This window comes from Bradyrhizobium sp. USDA 3262, assembly GCF_054060035.1.
Map to the genome: position 1 here is coordinate 5,169,752 of NZ_JBSSCT010000001.1, position 21,468 is coordinate 5,191,219.

General features: G+C 66.5%; 16 protein-coding genes. 8 read left to right on the top strand and 8 right to left on the bottom strand.

Features of this window, described 5'->3' with window-relative positions; genetic code table 11:
- The first annotated feature begins 272 nt into the window (after positions 1-272).
- The 5 genes from ACVWYP_RS23770 to ACVWYP_RS23790 all read left to right on the top strand — a co-directional run bounded on the left by ACVWYP_RS23770 (position 273) and on the right by ACVWYP_RS23790 (position 7,452).
- Positions 273-1,583: an N-acetylmuramoyl-L-alanine amidase gene (locus tag ACVWYP_RS23770; RefSeq protein ID WP_304500077.1), complete on the top strand. Its 1,311-nt coding sequence runs from the start codon at positions 273-275 to the stop codon at positions 1,581-1,583.
- A gap of 236 nt (positions 1,584-1,819) precedes the next feature.
- Positions 1,820-4,321 (top strand): penicillin-binding protein 1A, encoded by a 2,502-nt coding sequence (locus ACVWYP_RS23775; protein WP_304500078.1) that lies wholly within the window; start codon positions 1,820-1,822, stop codon positions 4,319-4,321.
- Between the two features lie 106 nt (positions 4,322-4,427).
- Positions 4,428-5,559, top strand: a protein-coding gene (prfB, locus tag ACVWYP_RS23780) for a peptide chain release factor 2 (RefSeq protein ID WP_100213632.1) whose coding sequence is annotated in 2 segments (ribosomal slippage) — positions 4,428-4,496 and positions 4,498-5,559 — 1,131 coding nt in all. Because the reading frame shifts where the segments join, the coding sequence is not laid out codon by codon here.
- A gap of 3 nt (positions 5,560-5,562) precedes the next feature.
- Entirely contained in the window at positions 5,563-6,432 is an 870-nt protein-coding gene (locus ACVWYP_RS23785; RefSeq protein WP_304500079.1) for an NAD(P)-dependent oxidoreductase, read from the top strand.
- A gap of 84 nt (positions 6,433-6,516) precedes the next feature.
- The gene (locus ACVWYP_RS23790) at positions 6,517-7,452 is read left to right on the top strand and encodes a DMT family transporter (protein WP_028344947.1); all 936 of its coding nucleotides are present in this window, start codon (positions 6,517-6,519) and stop codon (positions 7,450-7,452) included.
- Here the strand turns inward: ACVWYP_RS23790 and ACVWYP_RS23795 are convergent.
- Positions 7,412-9,565, bottom strand: a complete 2,154-nt coding sequence (locus tag ACVWYP_RS23795) for a carbamoyltransferase C-terminal domain-containing protein (RefSeq protein ID WP_304500080.1) — start codon at positions 9,563-9,565, stop codon at positions 7,412-7,414. The two genes, ACVWYP_RS23790 and ACVWYP_RS23795, sit on opposite strands and share 41 nt — an antisense overlap.
- A gap of 160 nt (positions 9,566-9,725) precedes the next feature.
- Between ACVWYP_RS23795 and ACVWYP_RS23800 the strand changes: the two genes are divergently transcribed.
- The gene (locus tag ACVWYP_RS23800) at positions 9,726-10,961 is read left to right on the top strand and encodes an ABC transporter substrate-binding protein (RefSeq protein WP_304500081.1); all 1,236 of its coding nucleotides are present in this window, start codon (positions 9,726-9,728) and stop codon (positions 10,959-10,961) included.
- A gap of 221 nt (positions 10,962-11,182) precedes the next feature.
- Here the strand turns inward: ACVWYP_RS23800 and ACVWYP_RS23805 are convergent, their stop codons facing one another.
- The 6 genes from ACVWYP_RS23805 to ACVWYP_RS23830 all read right to left on the bottom strand — a co-directional run bounded on the left by ACVWYP_RS23805 (position 11,183) and on the right by ACVWYP_RS23830 (position 17,721).
- Positions 11,183-12,502, bottom strand: a complete 1,320-nt coding sequence (locus ACVWYP_RS23805) for an O-antigen ligase family protein (protein WP_304500082.1) — start codon at positions 12,500-12,502, stop codon at positions 11,183-11,185.
- Between the two features lie 6 nt (positions 12,503-12,508).
- Positions 12,509-13,936, bottom strand: a complete 1,428-nt coding sequence (locus tag ACVWYP_RS23810) for a glycosyltransferase family 4 protein (protein WP_304500083.1) — start codon at positions 13,934-13,936, stop codon at positions 12,509-12,511.
- Positions 13,933-14,673 carry an ABC transporter ATP-binding protein gene (locus tag ACVWYP_RS23815; RefSeq protein ID WP_304500084.1) on the bottom strand — a complete coding sequence of 247 codons (741 nt, stop codon included), beginning with the start codon at positions 14,671-14,673 and terminating at the stop codon, positions 13,933-13,935. Before ACVWYP_RS23815 ends, ACVWYP_RS23810 begins: the two co-directional genes overlap by 4 nt.
- Positions 14,674-14,676: 3 nt before the next feature.
- On the bottom strand, positions 14,677-16,617 hold the full coding sequence (locus tag ACVWYP_RS23820) for a glycosyltransferase (protein WP_304500085.1): 1,941 nt from the start codon (positions 16,615-16,617) through the stop codon (positions 14,677-14,679).
- A 17-nt stretch (positions 16,618-16,634) separates the two neighbouring features.
- On the bottom strand, positions 16,635-16,841 hold the full coding sequence (locus ACVWYP_RS23825; protein WP_304500086.1) for a hypothetical protein: 207 nt from the start codon (positions 16,839-16,841) through the stop codon (positions 16,635-16,637).
- Between the two features lie 445 nt (positions 16,842-17,286).
- Positions 17,287-17,721 (bottom strand): hypothetical protein, encoded by a 435-nt coding sequence (locus ACVWYP_RS23830; protein ID WP_304500087.1) that lies wholly within the window; start codon positions 17,719-17,721, stop codon positions 17,287-17,289.
- A gap of 162 nt (positions 17,722-17,883) precedes the next feature.
- Between ACVWYP_RS23830 and ACVWYP_RS23835 the strand changes: the two genes are divergently transcribed.
- Positions 17,884-18,759 carry a DUF6502 family protein gene (locus ACVWYP_RS23835; RefSeq protein WP_304500088.1) on the top strand — a complete coding sequence of 292 codons (876 nt, stop codon included), beginning with the start codon at positions 17,884-17,886 and terminating at the stop codon, positions 18,757-18,759.
- Complete coding sequence (locus ACVWYP_RS23840) at positions 18,756-19,994, top strand: DUF5666 domain-containing protein (protein ID WP_304500089.1); 1,239 nt, start codon at positions 18,756-18,758, stop codon at positions 19,992-19,994. The genes ACVWYP_RS23835 and ACVWYP_RS23840 overlap by 4 nt, the downstream gene beginning before the upstream one ends.
- Before the next feature lie 70 nt (positions 19,995-20,064).
- Here the strand turns inward: ACVWYP_RS23840 and ACVWYP_RS23845 are convergent, their stop codons facing one another.
- Positions 20,065-21,426 carry a M23 family metallopeptidase gene (locus ACVWYP_RS23845; protein ID WP_304500090.1) on the bottom strand — a complete coding sequence of 454 codons (1,362 nt, stop codon included), beginning with the start codon at positions 21,424-21,426 and terminating at the stop codon, positions 20,065-20,067.
- Positions 21,427-21,468: the final 42 nt, after the last annotated feature.

A 21,468-nucleotide genomic window follows, 5' to 3' on the forward strand; every position in this document is an offset into this window, starting at 1 on the left:
TGTCAGCCGCGCGCGGCGCTGGCTGGGGAGGGACCGGAAAAACACGGCGGGATCTTCGATCTGGAAGGTTCCACCGCTGCACCGGGAGGCTGAACGCGACACAACCGGGAGTACTAGCCGTCAGCACCCCGTACATACGTGGATTGACCGCCGCGTGCAAGGGAAGCGTCACGCCGCCGCAACACTCGGTTCTTTTCGCTGGCGCGTCATTAGGGGGCGATTAACCGTGTGGTTCTAATGCGGTAAGAAGCAGCTGGGAGGCTACGAATCGGGTGGCGAACCGCGCAAAACACCTTGTTTTTCTGGGATGCGGGCTGTTGTGCGCCGCAACATCGGTGTTTGCCGTTGCCGGCGCCCCGAGCGCCGCCGAGGGACCGCAGAACGGCCCGCCTGCGCCGGCCGCGAGCGCCCCGAATTTCCCGGTCGCATCCGGCGCCAGGCTCGCCGGCGACGCCAAGCAGACCCGATTCATCCTCGACCTCGACCGCAAGATCGAGTTTCGCGCCTTTCCGCTGGCCGACCCTTACCGCGTCGTGGTCGATATCCCGCAGGTCGATTTCCAGCTCGCGGCCGGCACCGGCTCGGCGGGGCGGGGCCTGGTGAAGGCATTCCGCTATGGTCTCGTGATGCCCGGCGGCTCGCGGATCGTGTTCGACCTGACCGGACCGGTGAAGATCGCCAATTCCTACGTGCTCGACGCTGCCAACGGCCAGCCGCCCCGGCTGGTGCTGGATTTCGAGGAGGTCGACCGCACCAGCTTCGTGCAGTCGCTGGCGCCCGCGAGCCGGCCCGAATCGAAACCGGCGATTTCCGAATCCACCACGGCGACCATTCCGGCCCTCACCTCGGCGGCGCTGCCGCCGGTCGCGGCCACCGATGCGCGCCCGCTGATCGTGATCGATCCCGGTCACGGCGGCATCGACAACGGCACGCAATCCGGCGACCAGACCGAGAAGAACCTGGTGCTGGGCTTTGGCCTTGCCCTGCGCGACCGGATCGAGAAGTCGGGCAAGTATCGGGTGGTCATGACGAGGTCCGACGACACCTTCATTGCGCTCAACGACCGGGTGAAGATCGCGCGCTCCCAGTCCGCGGCGCTGTTCGTCTCGATCCACGCCGACGCCCTGCCGCGCCGCGAGGGCGATGCCCAGGGCGCCACGATCTACACGGTGTCGGACAAGGCCTCCGACGCCGAGGCCGAACGGCTGGCGGAGGCGGAAAACAAGGCCGACGCCATCGCCGGCGTGAACCTGACCGACGAGCCGACCGAGGTCGCCGACATCCTGATCGACCTCGCGCAGCGCGAAACCAAGACGTTCTCCAATCGCTTCGCCCGTCTTCTGATGGACGAGATGAAGACCACGGTGCGGATGCACAAGCATCCGCTCAAATCGGCCGGCTTCCGGGTGCTGAAGGCGCCCGACGTGCCGTCCGTGCTGGTCGAGATCGGCTACGTCTCCAACAAGGGGGACCTCGAGCACCTGGTCTCGGAGAGCTGGCGGAACAAGGCGGTCGGCTCGATGGTCCAGGCGATCGACACGTTCTTCGCCAAACGGTTGGCAACCGCCGGGTCGGCAAAGTGAAATCGGCCCGCTGAAAAGCCGGGGCCGTTGCGCCGAAGCCCTAGTTTGGCCACAGCGGCGACGGTATAGACAATGGACCGCAGGTCCGCAGAATCGACCATATTGTCCGGCGGCTCTTGTATATTCGTGTGCGCAAGTGGCTCGCTGGGCCAAAGCTTCGTTGTGTGAGGCTTTCGCACTTTTGGACAGGCGCTTCTGACGACTGAGCGCCGGAGGGTAGGAACGGAACGTCGATAATGCGCCTGCTCGTGCGGTTTATGGGTTTCTTGTTCGCCGCCGGAACCGTCGTGTTCCTGGTCGGTGTCGCCGCCGTCGCTGGCGCCATCTGGCATTTCTCCAAGGATCTGCCCGACTACTCGCAGCTGCAGGACTATGAGCCGCCGGTGATGACCCGCGTGCATGCCGCCGACGGCGCGCTGCTTGGCGAATACTCCAAGGAGCGCCGGCTCTATCTGCCGATCCAGGCGGTGCCGAAGCTCGTGATCAACGCCTTCCTCGCCGCCGAAGACAAGAACTTCTACGAGCACGGCGGCATCGACTATCAGGGCATGGCACGCGCTGCGATCCTTTATGCGCAGAACTACGGCTCGAACCGTCGCCCGCAGGGCGCCTCGACCATCACCCAGCAGGTCGCGAAAAACTTCCTGCTCACCAACGAGGTCTCGTTCAGCCGCAAGATCAAGGAAGCGTTGCTGGCGATGCGCATCGAGCGCGCCTATTCCAAGGACCGCATCCTCGAGCTCTATCTGAACGAAATCTATCTCGGGCTCGGCGCCTACGGCATCGCGGCGGCGTCGCTGGTCTATTTCGACAAGTCGGTCAACGAGCTGACGATTGCGGAGGCGTCCTATCTCGCCGCGCTGCCGAAGGCGCCGGCCGCGCTGCATCCGGTGCGCAACCGCGACCGCGCGATCGAGCGCCGCAACTATGTGATCGATCGTCTGCTGGAGAACGGCTGGATCAAGCAGGCCGACGCCGACAAGGCGCGCAAGGACCCGCTCAACGTCACCAGCCGCTCGAACGGCGCGCACATCTTCGCCGGCGAATATTTCGCCGAGGAGGTCCGCCGCGACATCTTCGAGCGCTACGGCGAAAAGAAGCTCTACGAGGGCGGCCTGTCGGTTCGCACCACGCTCGATCCCAAGATCCAGGTGATGGCGCGCAAGACCATGGTCGCGGGTCTCGTCAATTACGACGAGGCGCAGGGTTGGCGCGGGGCGCTGCACAAGCTCGACATTTCCGGTGACTGGGGCGTCAAGCTTGCCGACGTGAAATCGCTGTCCGACATCTCGCCGTGGCGGATGGCCGTCGTGCTCGAGACCAGCGATCAGTCGGCGCGGATCGGCTTCCAGCCGGGCCGCGAGCTCGGCGGCGCGGTCAGCAAGGAACGGCAGACCGGTATCATCACGATGGACGGCGTGCGCTGGGCCAAGACCAAGGGCAAGGCGCCGAGTGCGGTTTCGCAGGTGCTGCAGCCCGGCGACGTGATCTATGCCGATCCGCTGGTGACCAAGGACGGCAACGCGGTCGAGGGCCAGTATCGCTTGCGGCAATTGCCTGAAGTGTCCGGCGCCATGGTGGCGATGGATCCGTGGACCGGCCGCGTGCTCGCGATGGTCGGCGGCTTCTCGTTCGACCAGAGCCAGTTCAATCGCGCGACGCAGGCTTACCGGCAGCCCGGCTCGTCGTTCAAGCCGATCGTGTACTCGTCGGCGCTGGACAACGGCTATACGCCGTCGACCACCGTGATCGACGCGCCGATCGAGATCGATCAGGGGCAGGGCGCCGGCGTGTGGCGTCCGGAAAACTACTCGACCGGCAAATATTACGGCCCGACCACGCTGCGCAACGCGTTGCAGCGCTCGCTCAACACCGTGACGGTGCGGCTCGCGCAGGATATCGGCATGCCGTTGGTCGGCGAATACGCCAAGCGCTTCGGCGTCTATGACGAATTGCCGAACTATCTGTCGTATGCGCTCGGTGCCGGCGAAACGACCGTGATGCGCATGGTCACGGCCTATTCGATGTTCGCCAATGGCGGCCGCCGGGTGAAGCCGACGCTGATCGATCGCATCCAGGATCGCTACGGCCATACCATCTTCAAACACGACACCCGCGAATGCCGCGGCTGCGACGCGCCCGGGGGCTGGAAGAGCCAGCCGGAGCCGCAGCTCGTCGACCGCCGCGAGCAGGTGCTCGATCCGATGACTGCCTACCAGATCACCGAGATGATGGAAGGCGTGGTCCAGCGCGGCACCGCGACCGTCGTGAAGGAGGTCGGTAAGCCGATCGCCGGCAAGACCGGCACCACCAACGACGAGAAGGACGTCTGGTTCGTCGGCTTCTCGCCCGATCTCGCAGTCGGCGTCTACATGGGCTACGACAAGCCGCGCAATCTCGGCCGCGCCGCCACCGGCGGCCATGTCGCAGCGCCGATCGCCCGCGACTTCCTCAAGCTTGCGCTCGCCGACAAACCGCCGACGCCGTTCAAGGTTCCGGCCGGCATCAAGCTGATCCGCGTCGACGCCAAGACCGGCATGCGCGCCGGTCCCGGTGACGGTGGCAACACCATCCTCGAAGCCTTCAAGCCGGGCACCGCGCCGCCGGAGAACTATTCGGTCATCGGCGTCGCCGATGCCGATGGACGCGGCCCGGCGCCTGGCCAGCAGCCGTCGCAGAATGGGGCCCAGCCGGATGGCGGCTTCTTCATGCGCCCGGGAACCGGGGGGCTCTACTAGCGGCCTGTCCGGCCAAATCGCCGGGATAGTGCGGCCAAGCCGATTGCGCTTTGCCGCGCCGGTCGCTACATCCCCCGGAACCTTTTTAGCCAACACCTGAAAGACCATGCGCGCGGAAATCGAACGCCTTGTTGAAGAGATCAAGCAGTCAGTCGGGCTGCTGAGGAGGCATCTTTGACGTCGAACAATCGACGGCACGCCTCGCTGAGCTGAACAAGCTCGCAGAAGACTCCAATCTCTGGAACGATCCCCAGAAGGCCCAGCGGCTGATGCAGGAGCGCACCTCACTGGAGGATGCGCTCTCGGGCATCGGCAAGGTCGAGCGCGAGCTCGAGGACAATATCGGCATGATCGAGCTCGGCGAGGCCGAGAACGATGAGGGCGTGGTCACTGAGGCCGAGAAGGCGCTCAAGGACCTCAAGAAGGAGGTCGCCCGGCGCGAGCTGGAGGCGCTGCTGTCGGGCGAGGCCGACAAGTTCGATTCCTACCTCGAAGTCCATGCCGGCGCCGGCGGCACCGAGAGCCAGGACTGGGCGCAGATGCTGCTGCGCATGTACACGCGCTGGGCGGAGAAGCACGGCTTCAAGATCGAGTTCCTCGAAGAGTCCCAGGGCGAAGAGGCCGGCATCAAGTCAGCCACCATCCAGATTTCCGGCCACAATGCCTATGGCTGGTTGAAGACCGAGGCCGGCGTGCATCGCCTGGTGCGCATCTCGCCGTTCGATTCCAACGCGCGGCGGCACACGTCGTTCTCGTCGGTGCAGATCTTCCCCGTGATCGACGACAGCATCAAGATCGAGATCAAGGAGTCCGATGTTCGCACCGACACCATGCGGTCGGGCGGCGCCGGCGGTCAGCACGTCAACAAGACCGAGTCGGCGGTGCGCCTGACGCACATCCCGACCGGCATCGCGGTGGTCTGCCAGGCCGGCCGCTCCCAGCACAAGAACCGGGCGCAGGCCTGGGACATGCTGCGCGCGCGGCTCTACGAGATCGAGCTGAAGAAGCGCGAGGAGCAGGCCGCCGCCGATCAGGCCGCCAAGACCGACATCGGCTGGGGTCACCAGATCCGCTCCTACGTGTTGCAGCCCTATCAGATGGTGAAGGACCTGCGCACCGGTGTGCAGACCTCCGACACGTCGGGGGTGCTCGATGGCGACCTCGATGAATTCATGGCGGCGACCTTGGCGCAGCGTGCCTTCGGCACCGGGCCCGGCTCCGTCGAGGATGTGGATTAGCCCATGCCGCGCGTCGCTTTCATCGGATTGGGACGCATGGGCCAGGGCATGGCCGGCCGTTACCTCGATGCCGGCTTCACGGTCGCGGTGTGGAATCGCAGCAAGGCCAAGGCCGCGGACCTGATCGCTCGCGGCGCGCTCTGGGCAACCTCGCCGGAGGATGCCGCGATCGATGCCGATGCTGTCGTGACCATGGTCGCCGACGACGAGGCTTCGCGCGCGGTCTGGCTGACCAAGGACGGCGCTGCCGCCAACATGAAGGCCGGTACGCTCGCGATCGAATGCTCCACGGTCTCCTACCAGCACACGCTCGAGATGGCGCGCGAGCTCAACAGCCGCGGCCTGATCTACATCGATTGTCCGGTCACCGGACTGCCGGAGGCGGCGGCCGCCGGCAAGCTGACGCTGCTGGTGGGCGCTGATCCCGCCGATCTCGAACGCGCGCAGCCTTATCTTGCGCCGATCGGCAGCACGATCCGGCATTTCGGCCCGGTCGGCACCGGCACCGTGTTCAAGCTGATCAACAACCTGATCGGCGCGGTGCAGATCGCAAGCCTCGCCGAAGGCGTGGCGATCGCCGAGCAGGCCGGCCTCGACATGCAATTGGTGGCCGAGGCGCTGGCGACCGGCGCGGTGGCAAGCCCACAGGTGATCCGCCACAGCAAGCGAATGATCGACCGCAACTTCTCCGGCGCATCGTTTACCGCGGCGCTGCGCCACAAGGATGCCGACTACGCCGTGCGGCTCGCCGAGACCCTGCTGCCCGGTGTGCCTGTCAGCCGCGCCGCGCTCGCCGCCTACGACAAGGCGAAGGCCCATGCGCCCGACGCCGACGAGGGCCAGATGATCGAGATCGTGTCGCGGCCGAAATAGGCGGGGCCGCCATTCACGGAAATCGGGTGGGAATATTCACAAGCCTGCGCTAGTCACCTGTCCGACCGCAGGTGAGCGCCCGACATGCCTTCCGCCGACAACCGCATCGATCGTCGCGACTGGGGGCTGCTCGTCCTGCTGTCGGTGCTGTGGGGCGGCTCGTTCTTCTTCAACGGCGTGATCTTGCGCGAACTGCCGCCGCTGACCCTGGTACTGCTGCGCGTCGTGCTCGGCACGATCATCCTGCTGCCGCTGCTGCGGGCCGCCAGAATCGAATTCCCGCGCGGCCTGTCCGGCTGGGCGCCGTTCGTTGCGATGGGGCTGTTCAACAATGTGCTGCCGTTCGCGCTGATCGTGTTCGGGCAGACCTATATTCCGAGCGGGCTGGCCTCGATCCTCAACGCGACGACGCCGCTGTTCGCGGTGGTCGTGATGGCGGCGGCCGGCGAGGAGCGGCTGCAGGCGCGCCGCGTGGCGGGCGTCCTGGCCGGGCTGATCGGGGTTGCGATCCTGCACGGCGATGCGCTCGGCTTCGAGAGCCGGCAAGGCATCGGCATCCTGCTGTGCCTCGCCGGCGCCTTCAGCTACGGCATCGCGGCGCTGGTCGGGCGGCGGCTGCCGCAGCGGGTGCCGCCGCTGGGGACGGCGACGTTCCAGATGATCGCCTCGGCGGTGCCGATGGCGCCCATCGCCGCCGTCGTCGATCGGCCGTGGCTGCTGCCGATGCCCCAAGCAACGACATGGCTCGCCGTGCTCGGGCTCGCGGCGTTGTCGACGGCGCTGGCCTATATCGTGTTCTTTCAGATCCTGCGGCGTTCCGGCGCGACCAATGTGATGCTGGTGACGCTGCTGATTCCGGTCACCGCGATGCTGCTCGGATATCTCGTGCTCGGCGAGCCGATCGCGCTGCGCGAGGTGATCGGCGCGCTGGTGATCGCGAGCGCGCTGCTGCTGATCGACGGCCGCGTGCTGGCCTGGTTCAGCCGCGCGCCTGCTTCCACGCCGCATACCATCCGCTGAAGCGTCCGCTGTCGCGCTCGCCGCCGTGCCAGGCGGCATAGGCGGTGCCGTCGTCGGCCACCAGCACCACGGCATCGAGTCCCTTGGAGCGGCGCAGCGTGTCCATCGCCTGCGCCGGCGTCTGCGCGATCGGACCTGCGACGTTGAACGAGGTGTTGACCGACATCTCGACGCCGATATGACGGCCGAGCGCCTTCAGATAGGCATGGGTGAGGGGATCGTCGGCCTCGCGCACGATCTGGATGCGGCCGGTGCCGTCGGCATGCACCACCGCCGGAATCTTCGCCCGCGCCTCCGGCTTCGAATGCGCCGTGAGGACCATGTAGTTGTAGGCGTTGTAGTCGGCGTCGGACGCGCCGTCTTCGAGCTCGAAATAGGCGCGCGCGGCCTCTAGCGTCGCCATCGGCGCCAGCGGCCGGATCGCCTCGCGATACTTGACGCGCTCGTTGAGCCGCTCGCGCACCTCGGGGTCGCAGGGATTGGCGAGGATCGAGCGGTGGCCGAGCGCGCGCGGGCCGGTTTCGGCGGCGCCCTGATAGATCGCGATCACACCGCCTTGCGCGACCATGGACGCCATCAGGTCGGCAACCGCGTCGCGGCCCTCTGACGTCGCCAGATTGCCGATCTCTGTCGAGGCAACGTCGTCGGCTTGCAGCGCCGTCGTGATGTCGGCGTTCGACGACGGCAGGCCGCAATAGAATGCGTGCGATAGCGGCGCGCCGCGCGGCGCGCCCGCCATATGCGCGAACAGCCAGGCCGCGCCAATCGGCACGCCGGGATCGCCGGGCACCGGCGGCACCCACATATGCAGCCGCGTCTTGCGCTGCTGCGCCCGTTCGAACCACGCTTCGTCGAAATGCTCGAGCAGGCGCATGTTGCCGAGCGCGTTCAGCGCGACGCCCCCGGTCAGCACCAGGCGGTCGGTGCCGGTGGCGCGCAGGAGATGGTCGATGACATGGATCATCGCGTCCTCGAACACCAATTGCGTCGCGGCCGCCTTGTCGACGCGGTCCTTGGTGTCGGGGCGGTGATTGATGTCCTCGACGCGCAGCACGGCGTCGGGATTCCAGAGCTGGTCGGGGCGCAGCGGCGGGCCGAGAATGTCGATCAGCGGCTGATGATAGGGATTGTCGGCAGGATCGGCGTACCAATTGGCCATCGCGCGATTGAGCTGAACGCTGCCATTGGGCCCGAGCTGCAGCACCGCCTTCAGGCGCTGATAATACGGATTGGTGGCGCGGTTCATGTCGCCCCAGGCGGCGGCGCCCATGTAGCGGCCCTCGCTGGAGAGCCAGGTCCAGCCGCCCTGGCTGGATGAGATCACCGTGTAGAAAGCACCGAGCGAGTCGAACAGGCTCTCATTGCAATAGAGCTGCTTCATCTCGCCGTTCTCGGCGACATAGAGCGAGATCGAGCCGACGTCGCCGGTGCCGTCGAGCACCGCGATCGCAACGCGCTCGCGCGTATCGGCGAACGGCGAGGCGGTGAACGAGTACCAGGCGTGATTGTCGTGATGCGGCATGCAGATCAGCGGCAATTGCTTGTCGAGCCCGTACATCCTGCCGAGCCGGCGCGACAGCCGCCGCACCTGATCCAGCTGACGCAGATTGATTGCCGGTGCGATCGGGGCGCGCAGCAATTTGAGGCTGGCCGGCGCTTCCTCGAGCGAGGTGCGGATCAGCATCGCCAGCAGCGCCGGATAGTCCCACGTCGTGACGAAGGCGGCGATATCGCCGATGTCGCGGCCCATCCGCTGCAACACCTTGCGCATGTCGTCGAGCGCGTATTGCGGGAACTCGTTGGTGTGCTTGTTGCCGGAGAAGCGCTCTTCCTCGTTGTTGACGATCAGGCGCGGTCCGTCCTTCTGGGTGATCTCGACCAGCGCGACGCCGGTATTGTGCGTGCCGGGGCAGGCGAGGCCGGCGATGTAGACGGTCTCGCCGCGCTGCAGCTTTTCGCGGATCGACGCGATCGTGCGCTGCGCGAACTCGCCATTGGCCTTGTGCAGGCCACGCTTCGCCAACGCAGACTCGCTGAGGCGGCGCGTGATCTCATAGCCCGCGGCCGCAAGATGCGGATGCCGCGGACCGGTACGGATGTCCGGTTTACGCAATCAGAACGCCTCGACTCGTGATCCCCAGATCGACCTTCAATCATAAATAGCGCCAGGCAACAATGCCGTTTCGCCCAACGGAAAAACCCAGCGCTTGCCAGCACATGCGTCTCTTGCGAGACTTGCCGCCAAAACCAACGACAAAAATCGGGAGAAAACGATGCCGGCTCGTTTCGGATATATTGGCGCAATCGCGGCGTTCGCAAGTGCGGCGCTGATCGCGACCTCGGCTACTGCGCAGAAGAAATACGATCCCGGCGCGAGTGATGGCGAAATCAAGATCGGCAACATCATGCCATACAGCGGCCCGGCGTCGTCCTATGGGGTGATCGGCAAGACCGAGGCCGCATTCTTCAAGATGATCAACGAGCAGGGCGGCATCAACGGCCGCAAGATCAACTTCCTCAGCTACGACGACGCCTATTCGCCGCCGAAGGCGATCGAGCAGGCGCGCAAGCTGGTCGAGAGCGACGAGGTGCTGCTGATCTTCCAGCCGCTCGGCACGCCGTCCAATTCGGCAATCATGAAATACATGAATGCCAAGAAGGTGCCGCAATTGTTCGTCGCCTCCGGCGGCACCAAGTTCGGCGACCCCAAGAACTTCCCCTGGACGATGGGCTTTCAGCCCAACTACCAGAGCGAGGGACGCATCTACGCCAAGTACATTCGCGATAAATTCCCTGACAGCAAGATCGCGGTGTTCTGGCAGAATGACGATGCCGGCAAGGATCAGTTCAAGGGCCTGAAGGACGGGCTCGGCGACAAGGTCGGCATGATCATCGCCGACAAGTCGTACGAGGTCTCCGATCCCTCGATCGATTCGCAGATCGTCGCGCTGCACGATTCCGGCGCCGACATCTTCTTCTCCTGGGCGGCGCCGAAGGGCTCGGCGCAGGCGATCCGGAAAGTGGGCGAGCTCGGCTGGAAGCCGAAATTCTTCCTCGCCAACACCGCGACCTCGGTCGCCTCGGTGCTGAAACCGGCCGGGCTCGAATTCTCCAAGGGCATCATCTCGACCGCCTATCTGAAGGACCCGACCGATCCGACCTGGGACAAGGATCCGGCGGTGCAAAGCTGGCGCGCCTTCATGGACAAATATTACCCCGACGGCGACAAGGCCAACGCCAACAACCTCTATGGCTATGTCCAGGCCGAGGCGATGATGCAGGTGCTGAAGCAATGCGGCGACAATCTCACGCGCGAGAACGTGATGAAGCAGGCCGCCAACCTGAAGAACTTCCACTCCGACCTGATGCTGCCGGGCGTCATGGTCAACACCTCCGCCGACGACTACTTCCCGATCGAGCAGATGCAGCTGATGCGCTTCAACGGTGAGGCGTGGGAGCTGTTCGGCGACGTCATCACCGGCGAGGTCGGGCACGAGGCGTCGCGGTAGGCGGGGCGTGATGAAGCCGGTGCTCGCTCGGCAAACACCACCGTCGTCCCGGCGTAGGCCGGGACCCATAACCACAGGATTGGGTTGGTGAGGAAGCTGTGGCCCTAGCGTCGCGCAACAATCGCCTTCGGTGGTAATGGGTCCCGGCCTACGCCGGGACGACGCTGAATTTGTTGCGCCACCGGTGAGTCACACACGGCGCGAGCAGATGCAGCTCCGGATTATACAAGCCGCTTCAACCCGCCTGCCGCGGCATTGTCCGCCAAAATCCTCTCCGGCCGGGCGCGAAGCGCCATGCCGCTGGCGACGCCGACGCCGATCACGTACATCCAGCCTTCGTGAAAATCGGCGAGATGCGAATTGAGCAGCGAGCTCGTGATGTTCTGCACGACCACGGCGAGTCCGATCCAGGTCGCGAGATCGCGGCCGGCGAACAGCCTGACGTGGCTGGTCCATATCGCGTAGAGCAGCAGGATGCCGATCAGCCCCCACTGGACCCCGACATTGAGGGTCTGGTTGTGCGGGTTGTTGATCACCTCGGCCTCAAGGCCGGCTTGCCCGACGGCATCCTGCGTGAACATGTGCCTGATCGAGCCGGTGCCGTGGCCGAGCCAGGGCGCCCCGGCGATGAATTTCACCGACTTCCGCCAATAGGTCAGGCGCTGCGCGGTCGAGGCGATGCCCGAGGTGTCGTGGGCGCGATACTCGATGCCGACATCGGCGATGCGTTGGCGGAGGTAGGGGGACGTGGTCCAGACCACGAGGCTGGTGACAGCGACGCCGGCGAACAGCAGCCGCGTGGCGCGCCGCGACAGATGCAGCGAGGCGAACAGGATCAACAGCACCGGCATGTAGACCAGCGCGGTCCGCGCCGAGACGACGTAGAGCATGTTGGCGACGAACAGCAGCATCAGCGCGATGGCGCCGGCTGCGATGCGCCATTGCCGGGCCCGCAGCGCCGTCAATGCCGGCAGCGCCAGCGCGAACGCGCAGAGCGCGAACTCCTGGCTCTGGTCGAGGTAGTTCTTGACCGGCACGCCGTCGGAGGCGGTGTGCGCGAGCTTGAGCTGCGGCAGCGCCAGCACGATCCAGGACAGGATCATCAGCACCGTGCACGATACCAGGAAGGCCAGGAACACGGAGAGCCCGCGCTGCGAGCGCTGGAAGTAGCCGAGCAGGAACGGCAGCAGCAGCAGCTTGCTGAGCGGCTTGATGCCCTGCAGCCGTTCGGGCCAGCTTGTCTCCGACCACGCCACGCCGATCACGGCAAGTGCGACCAGCGCGATCGGCAATGCAAAGGCCGGTTGCGCGAGGTCGAGCATGAACTGCTCCCCGTCGATGGTCGGGATCACGGCGACAAGCCACAGCAGCATGAAGACGGCGAGTGCCGTGGTCGACCAGGGTAGCGACGCCGCGGCCAGGGCGATCAGGGTATCGGTGGCGCGGAGATAGGCGACCGAGCCGGACCAGGCGCGGACGCGATCGCGCCATCGTGCTGGCGGTTCGGTTGCGAGACCAATGGCGTCGAAATCGGTGCTCATGACCGGTCACACGCCGTGCGCGGTTGCACCGTTGAAGGTCGCCATCGCGGCGCTGAGCGCCGCGGCGGCGGCCGCGACGTCCGGGGCAGCCCGATGGGACAGCAGGTCGCGCGCCTGGGTGTGGTGGCCGAAGCGCTCGGCGAGCTCGGCCCGCCGCTCGCGGATCCGGTCGCGCCATTGCTCCTGCTGCGCCAGCACGCGCCGCACCGAGGCGCAGATCGAGTCGGTCGAGAACGGATCGAAATAGTCGGCAAGCTTGCCGGCGACCTCGCGGAACACGGCAATATCGGAGCACAGCACGGGAGTATTGGCCGCGAATGCCTCGATGATCGGGACGCCAAAGCCTTCGGCGAGGCTCGGCATGATCAGGCCGTGCGCGCCCGCGATCAGTGCCGCCTTCTCGTGCTCGTCGACATAGCCGGAGAAGCGGACGTTTTTCGGCAAATTGCGCGCCTGGTTGGCGCCGCCGGCATAGCCGATCACGACGAGATCGGCCTCCGGCAGCTTGCGGAAGGCGCGGATGACGGCCGCGAGGTTCTTGCGGGGCTCGTTCGAGACGATGACGACGAAGTCCGGCCGTGCCGGGACCGCGGTTGGCACCGGCGCAAGCGGCGCTTCCGCGACGTCGAAACGGGTCCGCGGATAGACCACTCGCGCCGGAATGTGCGCATATTGCGGGAGCAGGGCGCGGAAGCGGTTCATGCTGTAGTTCGAGACGAAGGCGAGCTCGTCAGCCTGGTTCACGCTGGTGAAAAGGCGCGACAGGAACAGGCGTGTTGCAATGTCATCCAGCTTGAGATCGGTGATCGGCAGCAGGTCATGCACGACGCAAATCACCTTTGCGCCCGGGCGGCGCTGGATCGCAACCCGGGTCGGGGTGTCGACGAGAATGACGTCGTAGTCGCGCGCATCGACCCGCGGCGGCGGCAACCGGGTCAGCGCCGACGTGTCCTGATAGCTGTAGAAGCCGGGCTCGAGCAGGAAATCGCCGAACAACTCGAGATGGCGCAAATCGGTCGGAATGTATTCGAGGCCCTCGGTCCGGTTCTCGATCAGCTTGACGCTGGTCGGCAGCAGATGAATCGAACGCAGGAAGGCGATGATGAATTCGAGCGAGGTCGCCGCGTTGAGCTTGTGCTTGAACCAGTCGACGGTGCGGCGCAGGCCGCCGCGCATGATCGGCGAGTTCATGTCGGTTTCATCGAGGTAACGATAGAGCGCGAGCAGTTCGATCAGCCGTGAGTCCTCGGGCAGCAGGCGCGTCCGCTGCTGCCTGCGGCGCAGCTTCCGGTAGCGGCGCGTGGTCTCCACGACGAGGGTCAGGGCATGTCCGTCGCCGGCCAGCGAGCGGATCAATTCACGGGTGAAATGGAAGATGCCGCGCTTGTGGTTGGGCTCGCCAAGCGCCTCGCTGACGACCAGGATCTTTGTCATGCGCTGATTTCTCTGAGCTCGAGGTGATGCGGGACGGGCGCATCCAGCGGGGCGGTGCTGGCGATGCGGCCGTGATCGAGATTGATGATGCTGTTGCAGGTCCGGCGCAGCAGGGCATGGTCGTGCGAGGCGATGATCACGATCGCCGCGGTCTCGACCATCTTGCGCAGCCGCTGCTCGGCCTTGGCCGAGAAATTCTCGTCGACCACGCTGAGCCATTCGTCGAGCAGCAGGATGTCGGCGGGAAACGCGGTCGCGGTCGCGAACAGCACGCGCATCAGCATGCCCGACGAGAACATGCGTAGCGGCAGCCGCCGCATGCGCTCCTCCAGTTCCGTGAACGCCCAGATCTCGTCCAGGACCGCCGGCGTCGGCTTGCGTCCCGAGATCCGCAGCAGCAGGCTGATATTGTCGGCGGCGACGAAATCGAGATTGACGCCGGCACCGAGGCCGAGCAGCGGCACGATGTTGCCGGAAATCTCGACGCGGCCGCTGCTCGCCGGGAATACGCCGGCAATGAGCCGCAGCAGCGTAGACTTGCCGGAGCCGTTCGGACCGGCGAGGCCGATGCGCGCGCCGGCCTTCGCCTCGATCGAGATGTTGTCGACCGCGCGGATGGTACGCATCTCGCTGGCCTGGCGGAACAGGCGGCCGAGCAGGCGGCGCTTCAGCGAGAAGTCGTAGGCGCCGTACAGCGGATAATCGAGGCAGACGTCGCGGAGGTGGATGCTTGCCATGCCCTAGATCCAGAATGCTGCTTTGCGCAGGTGGGTGATGGTGACGATCGCGGCGACCGCGAGCGCGGCGAGGCAGGCCAGCACGTAGATCACGCTTGCCGTTGCGACATGACCGGTCGCCAGCGGGTCGCGCCAGATCGCGAACAGATGCGTCAGCGGATTGAGCCGCATCACGGTCGAGCCGCGATCGATCATTTCGGATGTCCAGATGATCGGCGAGGCCAGGAAGGCCAGCGTCAGCGAGGACTCGATGATCGGCTTGATGTCGCGGTAACGCGTCGCCAGCGCGCCGAGCACGAGGCTCAGACCCAGCGTGCAGACCACGAACAGAGCGAGGCCGGGAAGAGCGGCGATGGCGCCGCCGACATCGCGCGGCGTCAGCACGAGCCAGAGCAGCAGCGGCACGATCGCGTTATGGGCGGCGAACAGCGCCTGCCGGAAGGTACATTGCAGCAGGAAGATCACCGGCGGCAGCGCGCGATCCTTGATCAGGCTGGCCGAGCCCTGCAGCGCAGTGGTGGCGTCGAGCACCACGCTGTTGAGAAAGGTCCAAGCGGTGAGGCTCGCCGCCAGCATCGGCAGCCGCGCCACCGCGCTGGCGTTGGAGAGATGGCCGATGACCGAGCCGAGCACGGCCACCATGATCGCCGTCTGGATCGACATCCAGAAGGGTCCAAGGAGGGAGCGGACGTAGCGATGACGCACGTCGGACCAGGCCAGTGTTGCCGCGATCTGGATCGCGCCGACGAACCCTGCCGTTCGGGGACGCGGGGCTGGGGCTGACGACCCCGCGTCCCTTGCGGCGGCCTCCTCGGTAACGACCTTGCGATACACCGTCTCGACTCCCTCCTTGAAGGCTGCGGTTGAGTATTTCGTCATCGCGCGATGGCGCGCGGCCTGCCCCATGCGGCGGCGCCGCTCGGGATCGTTGATCAGCGTCTCGATGGCGTCGGCAAGCGCGGTGGGATCGCCGGGCGGTACCGTGATGGCCTCGAGGCCGTCGCGGGCGACATGCGGAACGCCGGTGTCGAGCGCGGTGTTGACGACGGGCCGGCTTGCGGCCATCGCCTCGAGCTGCGCCAGCCCGAAGGTCTCTGCATTGGTCACCGACGGCATCACGAAGACGTCGGCGATGCGCATCAGCTTGACGCGTTCGCTCTCGGACACCGAGCCGAGCAGGCGGACACGGTCCTGCAAGCCATAGTCGCGGATCAGCTGCTCAAGGTTGTCGCGCTCGCGGCCCTCGCCGACGATCCAGACCTCGAAATTGCGGGCATGCGCGGCGCGCACCAGCACGTCAAAACCCTTGTAGGGCACCAGCCGTCCGCAGGCGAGCACGAGACGGCCGCGGGCGTTGACGTCGTCGGCCTGTGCGGCCGGCCGGTCATATTTGGCGACATCGACGCCGAACGGAACGGCGTGGCACTTGTCGGAAAATTCCTGCAGCAGCGGCGTGGTTTCGATTAGCACCGGATCGGAGACGATGATCGCGGCGGCCCGGCGCAGCGTTCGCCGCATCATCGGCTCGACGAGGAAGCGCAAGGCCGCGTGCGAGACGATGTCGGCGTGCCAGTGCACGACCAGCGGGCGGGTGCGGCCGAGCCCGAATGCGAAGACGAGGTCGGCGAGCGGGAAGGGGGCGTGCAGCGCCAGCAGATCGTGCTCGGCGATGCGGCGCCACAGCCGCCACGGATAGGTCGGCGCCGCCGGCAGCGACAGCACGTCGCCGAACGAGTGCACGCGCTCGACCGCAACGTCGTTGACCACGATCTGCCGCTCGCCGCCGGAGCGCGAGCAGACCAGCACGGCGGCGTTGAAGGTGTCCTTCAGTCCGGCGCAGATATCGCGGATCACCGTCAGCGTGCCGCCGAACAGGTCGGGATAGTAGACCTTGAAGATGTGGAGCACCGACGGACGCCGGGCCGGCTCGTTGACGACGATCATGGGCGGCTCGATCCGGATCATGCGACGAACAGGGCGACGATGAACGGCAGCGCCAGCGCGGCGGCGAACACCAGCGAGCGCAGCAGCGCCGGAAACACCGGCTCGATCGGGCCGCAGGGGTCCTGCGGCGTGAAGCGGAATGTGGTGGCGGCGAACCGACCGGATTCGTGAAACGAATCGGATTCGTGAAACGAACCGGATTCGCGGGCCGAACGAAGAGACATTGCGTCGGATTCCCTGCTGAACGGATTCTGGATACGTGGGAAATAAAATAAATTTCACACGTCAATGGCGTCGGACTAAAATGTGGGATTATGTCCCACGTATGGCGGTGGACAACTTTTCTGGGAGGAAGGATCGGAACGCATGACGGTGCGATCGCGCCGCGATGGCGGGGCGGGCGAGCAAGGGCGGGAGGTTCTAAAGCGCCATCAGCCTACTTGTGGATCGAGCGGCGGCCTCCGCTTCACCTCTCCCCGCGCGCGGGGAGAGGTCGGAACGCATCGTCAGATGCGTTCCGGGTGAGGGGGAGTCTCCGCGAACTCAGCTATCACCGCAGATGCAGAGACAGCCCCTCACCCCAACCCTCTCCCCGTAAGAACGGGGAGAGGGAGCGCAGCACCATTGCGCTCGCCATTCGACCGAATCTCATCTTGCTCTAGCGGAGCGTCAGGCCGGCTCGGCGGTGCTGCGTTCGGCCGGTCGCTGGAGCTGGCGCCTGATCGCTGCGATGTCGAAGTGAATCCGCTCGGGCGGCATCGCCGCTGCCGGGCGCTGCAGATCCTGCTCGATCACGACGCGCTTGCCGCCGTCGGACGTCAGCGCAATCGAGATCGATTGCGCGCGAGGCTCGGCGCGGAGGCCCGCATGCGCGCGGCAGGCATATTCGCCGGCGCGCAGACCGCCGAAACCGAAGGCGAGCAGGCGGCCGTAGATGTAGAGCGCGAGCAGGTCGGTTTCGTCGAAGCGGCGCGGCGATCCGGGCGCAACGCCCGGCAGGCAGGGATAGCCGCCCGCCATCACCGTCGACACGAACTCCTCAAAGGGAACCTGGGCGATCCGGCAGGCTTCCGCGATCGCAAGGTCGAATCGGGCAGACGTCATGGAGCGGTCCGTGGCGATGGCGGCAATGCCGGACACCGTGGCACCCGCTAGCGAGCGCGCGGACTGTGTCCGGAGGTGATTTTGTTTCCCATAAGTGGGAAAATGTCACACGTCAAGTGAGGTGGGATTGTGTCCCACGGCGCGGACGGCTAAAAGTTGGGCATGAATGCCAAGGCCCCGAAGTCGAAGGTGGGATCGTCCGCGCCGATCGCCGCAGCGAAGCTGCATGCGCCGCTGGCGCGGATGCTGCGCCCGCTGGTGCGGCTCTGCATCCGCGGCGGCATGACGTTTCCGGCGCTGACCCAGCTGCTGCGCGAGCTCTATGTCAACGTCGCCGAGCACGACTTCGCGCTCGAGGGCAAGGAGCAGACCGACAGCCGCGTCAGCCTGCTGACCGGCATTCACCGCAAGGAGGTGGCGCGGCTGCGCGGCGCCGGCGCGCCGGTCAATGCGGTGCCGGCGACGCTGTCGCGCACCAGCGCGATCATCGCGCGCTGGCTGGCCGCGCCCGAGTTCACCGATGCCAAGGGCGATCCGCTGCCACTGCCGCGCACCGCCGAAGGCGGCGCGCCGTCGTTCGAGACGCTGGTCGAATCGATCACCAAGGATGTGCGGCCGCGCGCGGTGCTGGACGAATGGCTCGACCGCAAGCTCGTCAACATCAATGACGACGACGAGATCGTGCTGGTCGAGGAGGCCTTCGTGCCGCATGGCGACGACGACCGCAAATGGCACTATCTCGGCCGCAACCTGCACGACCATGTCGCGGCCGCCGAGCTCAACGTATCCTCGGCCGCGCCGCGCTTCCTCGAGCGCGCGGTGCATTACGACGGCCTGTCGGCGAAGCTGGCAAAACGGCTCGAGGGCCGTTCGCGCGAGCTCGCGATGGAGGCGCTCAAGGTCGCCAACCGCGAGGCCAATCGCGCGCTGGCAAAAGACAAGGGCGGCGACTATCGCTGGAATTTCGGCATCTACATCTATCGCGAGGGTCCGGACGGCTCGGTCGATGACGATGCCGACGAAGGCGGTGCGTCGTGAACGGTCCGCCCGTTATCTCGCGCCGTGCGCTGCTTGTCGGCTTCTGGCTTGCCGGAACGTCGCTCGCGGGCGCGCAGGTCAAGAAGCGCGGCAACGATCAGGGCATCGGCGGCACCGGTATCACCGGTTCCGATCAGGGCATCGGTGGCACCGGCATCGTCGGCGTGATCCAGCGGTTCGGCTCGATCTATGTCAATGGCGAGCGCGTCGCCTATGCACCCGACGTGCCGGTTAGAATCGACGGCGAGACGGCGAGCGCCAAGGCGCTGCGGATCGGACAGCTCGCGCGCGTGGTGGCGCAGCGCGACGCCGGTGGCGCGCTGTCGACCAAACGCATCGATGTGACCAGCGAGGTGACCGGGCCGGTCGAGCAAATGAAGCCGGGCGGGCTGACGGTGCTCGGCCAGACGGTCGCCTGGACCGGACGCGAGAGCTGGCTGAAGGTGGGCGCGCATGTCGCCGTGTTCGGGCTGCGCCGCACCGACGGCGTCGTCGTCGCAAGTCTGGTGCAGGAGCGCCATGACGCTGCCGCGCGCGTCGCAGGGCCGCTCGAGCGCGACCGTGCCGGCGTCTTGCGGATCGGCGAGCTCAAGCTCGCCGGCGTCGATGCGGCGCTGGTCGGTCAGCGCGTGCTAGCCGAAGGACACGTCGCGCAGGGCGTGATGCAGGTGTCGCGCAGCCGCGCCGACGATTTCTCCGATCTCGCCGGCGCGAACCGGCTGTTGATCGAGGCCTATGTGCGGCGGGTCGGCAATGATCTGCAGCTCGGGTCCGGCTTTGTCGCGCGCGACCATTCGCGGTTCTCGCCGGCGGCCGACACGCGCGTCGTCGTCAACGCGCGGCTGTCGGGCCCGCGCGAGCTGCGCGTCGAATCGGTGCAATCGGTCGGCAAGTTCCCGGGCTCGTCGGTGAAGAGCCCGGGTACGCCGGGCCGTGGCCCCGGCGGCGGCGGATCCGGGCCGGGTCATGGATCGGGATCTGGATCGGGACTTGGCGGACCGGGCGGCCGCGGCGCGCCTGGTGGCGGCGGTCCGGGTGGCGGCCCCGGTGGGGCGCCGTCCGGCATGCCGGGCAGCAGCCCGCCAGGCGGCGGGACTGCGCCTGATCCGCTGAGTAGTGGACCGACCGGCCCCGGTCCCGGTGGCTTCGGCCCGCCCGGCGGGCCGCTCGGTCCCGGCGGTGGATTCGGTGGCGGCGGGCCGCCTAGCGGTATGGGCGGCGGCGGACGCCGCTGAAGCCACAAACGCGATCGGCGCGAGTGAGACCGCTTGCGCCGATGTTCAGATCGATCGTTGTGCGATTGAACTAGCCCGCGCTGAGCCGGACGCCGGCGCGGAGGAATTTCTGCGGATCGACCGCTTCGCCGTCGATGCGGGTCTCGTAATGCAGATGCGGACCGGTGGAGCGGCCGGTCGAGCCGACGGCGCCGATCACCTGGCCGATCTTGACGTATTCGCCGACCTTGACGCCGATCTCGGAGAGATGGCCATAACGGGTCGACAGGCCGTTGCCGTGATCGACCTCGACCATGCGGCCATAGCCGCCGGCCCAGCCCGCCGACACTACCTTGCCGTTGGCCGTGACACGCACCGGATCGCCTTGCGCGGCCCGGAAGTCGAGGCCGGTGTGCATCGCCGGCCGGCCGAGGAAGGGATCGGTGCGCACGCCGAAGCCGCTGGTGAATTCGACTTCACCGACCACGGGCTTGCGGTAAGGCACCAGCGCCAGCGTCTGGTTCAGCCGCTGCATCTGCGCGCGGTTGATGTTGATGCGATAGAGCTGGCGTTCGAACGCGCCGGCGTCGGCAGAGAGTTTCACAGGGACAAAGGGCCCGCCCATGCCGGAGCGCGGCGTCGCCGCTTCGAGCTGCGCCATGTTGAGGCCGAGATCGGAAATCACGCCGCGCATCCGGCGCACCTTGGAATCGATGCTGTCCTCGACCGAGGCGAGCGCGGCAACCTGGCGCCGCTCAACCTGGTCAAGCGAGGTCTGGAGGCGGACCAGCACGTTGTCGACGCCCTGAGCCTTGGCGAACTGGTTCGGCTGCGTCTTGGCGATCAGCGGCGCGCGCGATTCCAGCCGCGCCTCGCGATCCGGCGGCGCCACGAAGATCACGGTGTCGCTGATCGGGGAGGGTTTTAGCGTGCCGGAGGACGGCGCCGCCTCGGCGCGGCCCTGCGGCTTGATCGATCCGGTGCTGGTGACGTCGGGCATCGCGCCAAGCGCGGTGGCGCGCGATTCCAGCGTCGACTGCCGCTTCATGATCTGGTCGAGCTTCTGGTCGAACTGCTCCTGGTCGAGCAACTGGCGGCTGGTGGTGCGGTCGACCTTGGCGCGAAGCTCCGAGATGCGGTCCTCATAGGCGTATTGCATCTCGGCCTGACGCGCGATCAGCCGGGTCAGCACGTCGTCGCGGAACGCGAAATAGGTCGCGGTCGCCGCCGACCACATGCCGAGCAGCACCACCGTGCCGACGATGATCCAGAACACCACCGGCCCGAACCGGACCTGCTTGCCGGCATGGACCAGGGTATAGCCCTCGCCGGAGGTCGCCGCCGCTGCCGCCGCGGCGGCAGGTGCGGGGTGATGGGCTGCCGGACGGCGCGCCGGCGTCCGGCCATGGTCCTGCGGATGATGGTGTTTGTGGTGACCGGACCGGCTCGACATCGGTACTCCCGCGGCCGGTCGGACCAAGCTCCGTACGGCTAA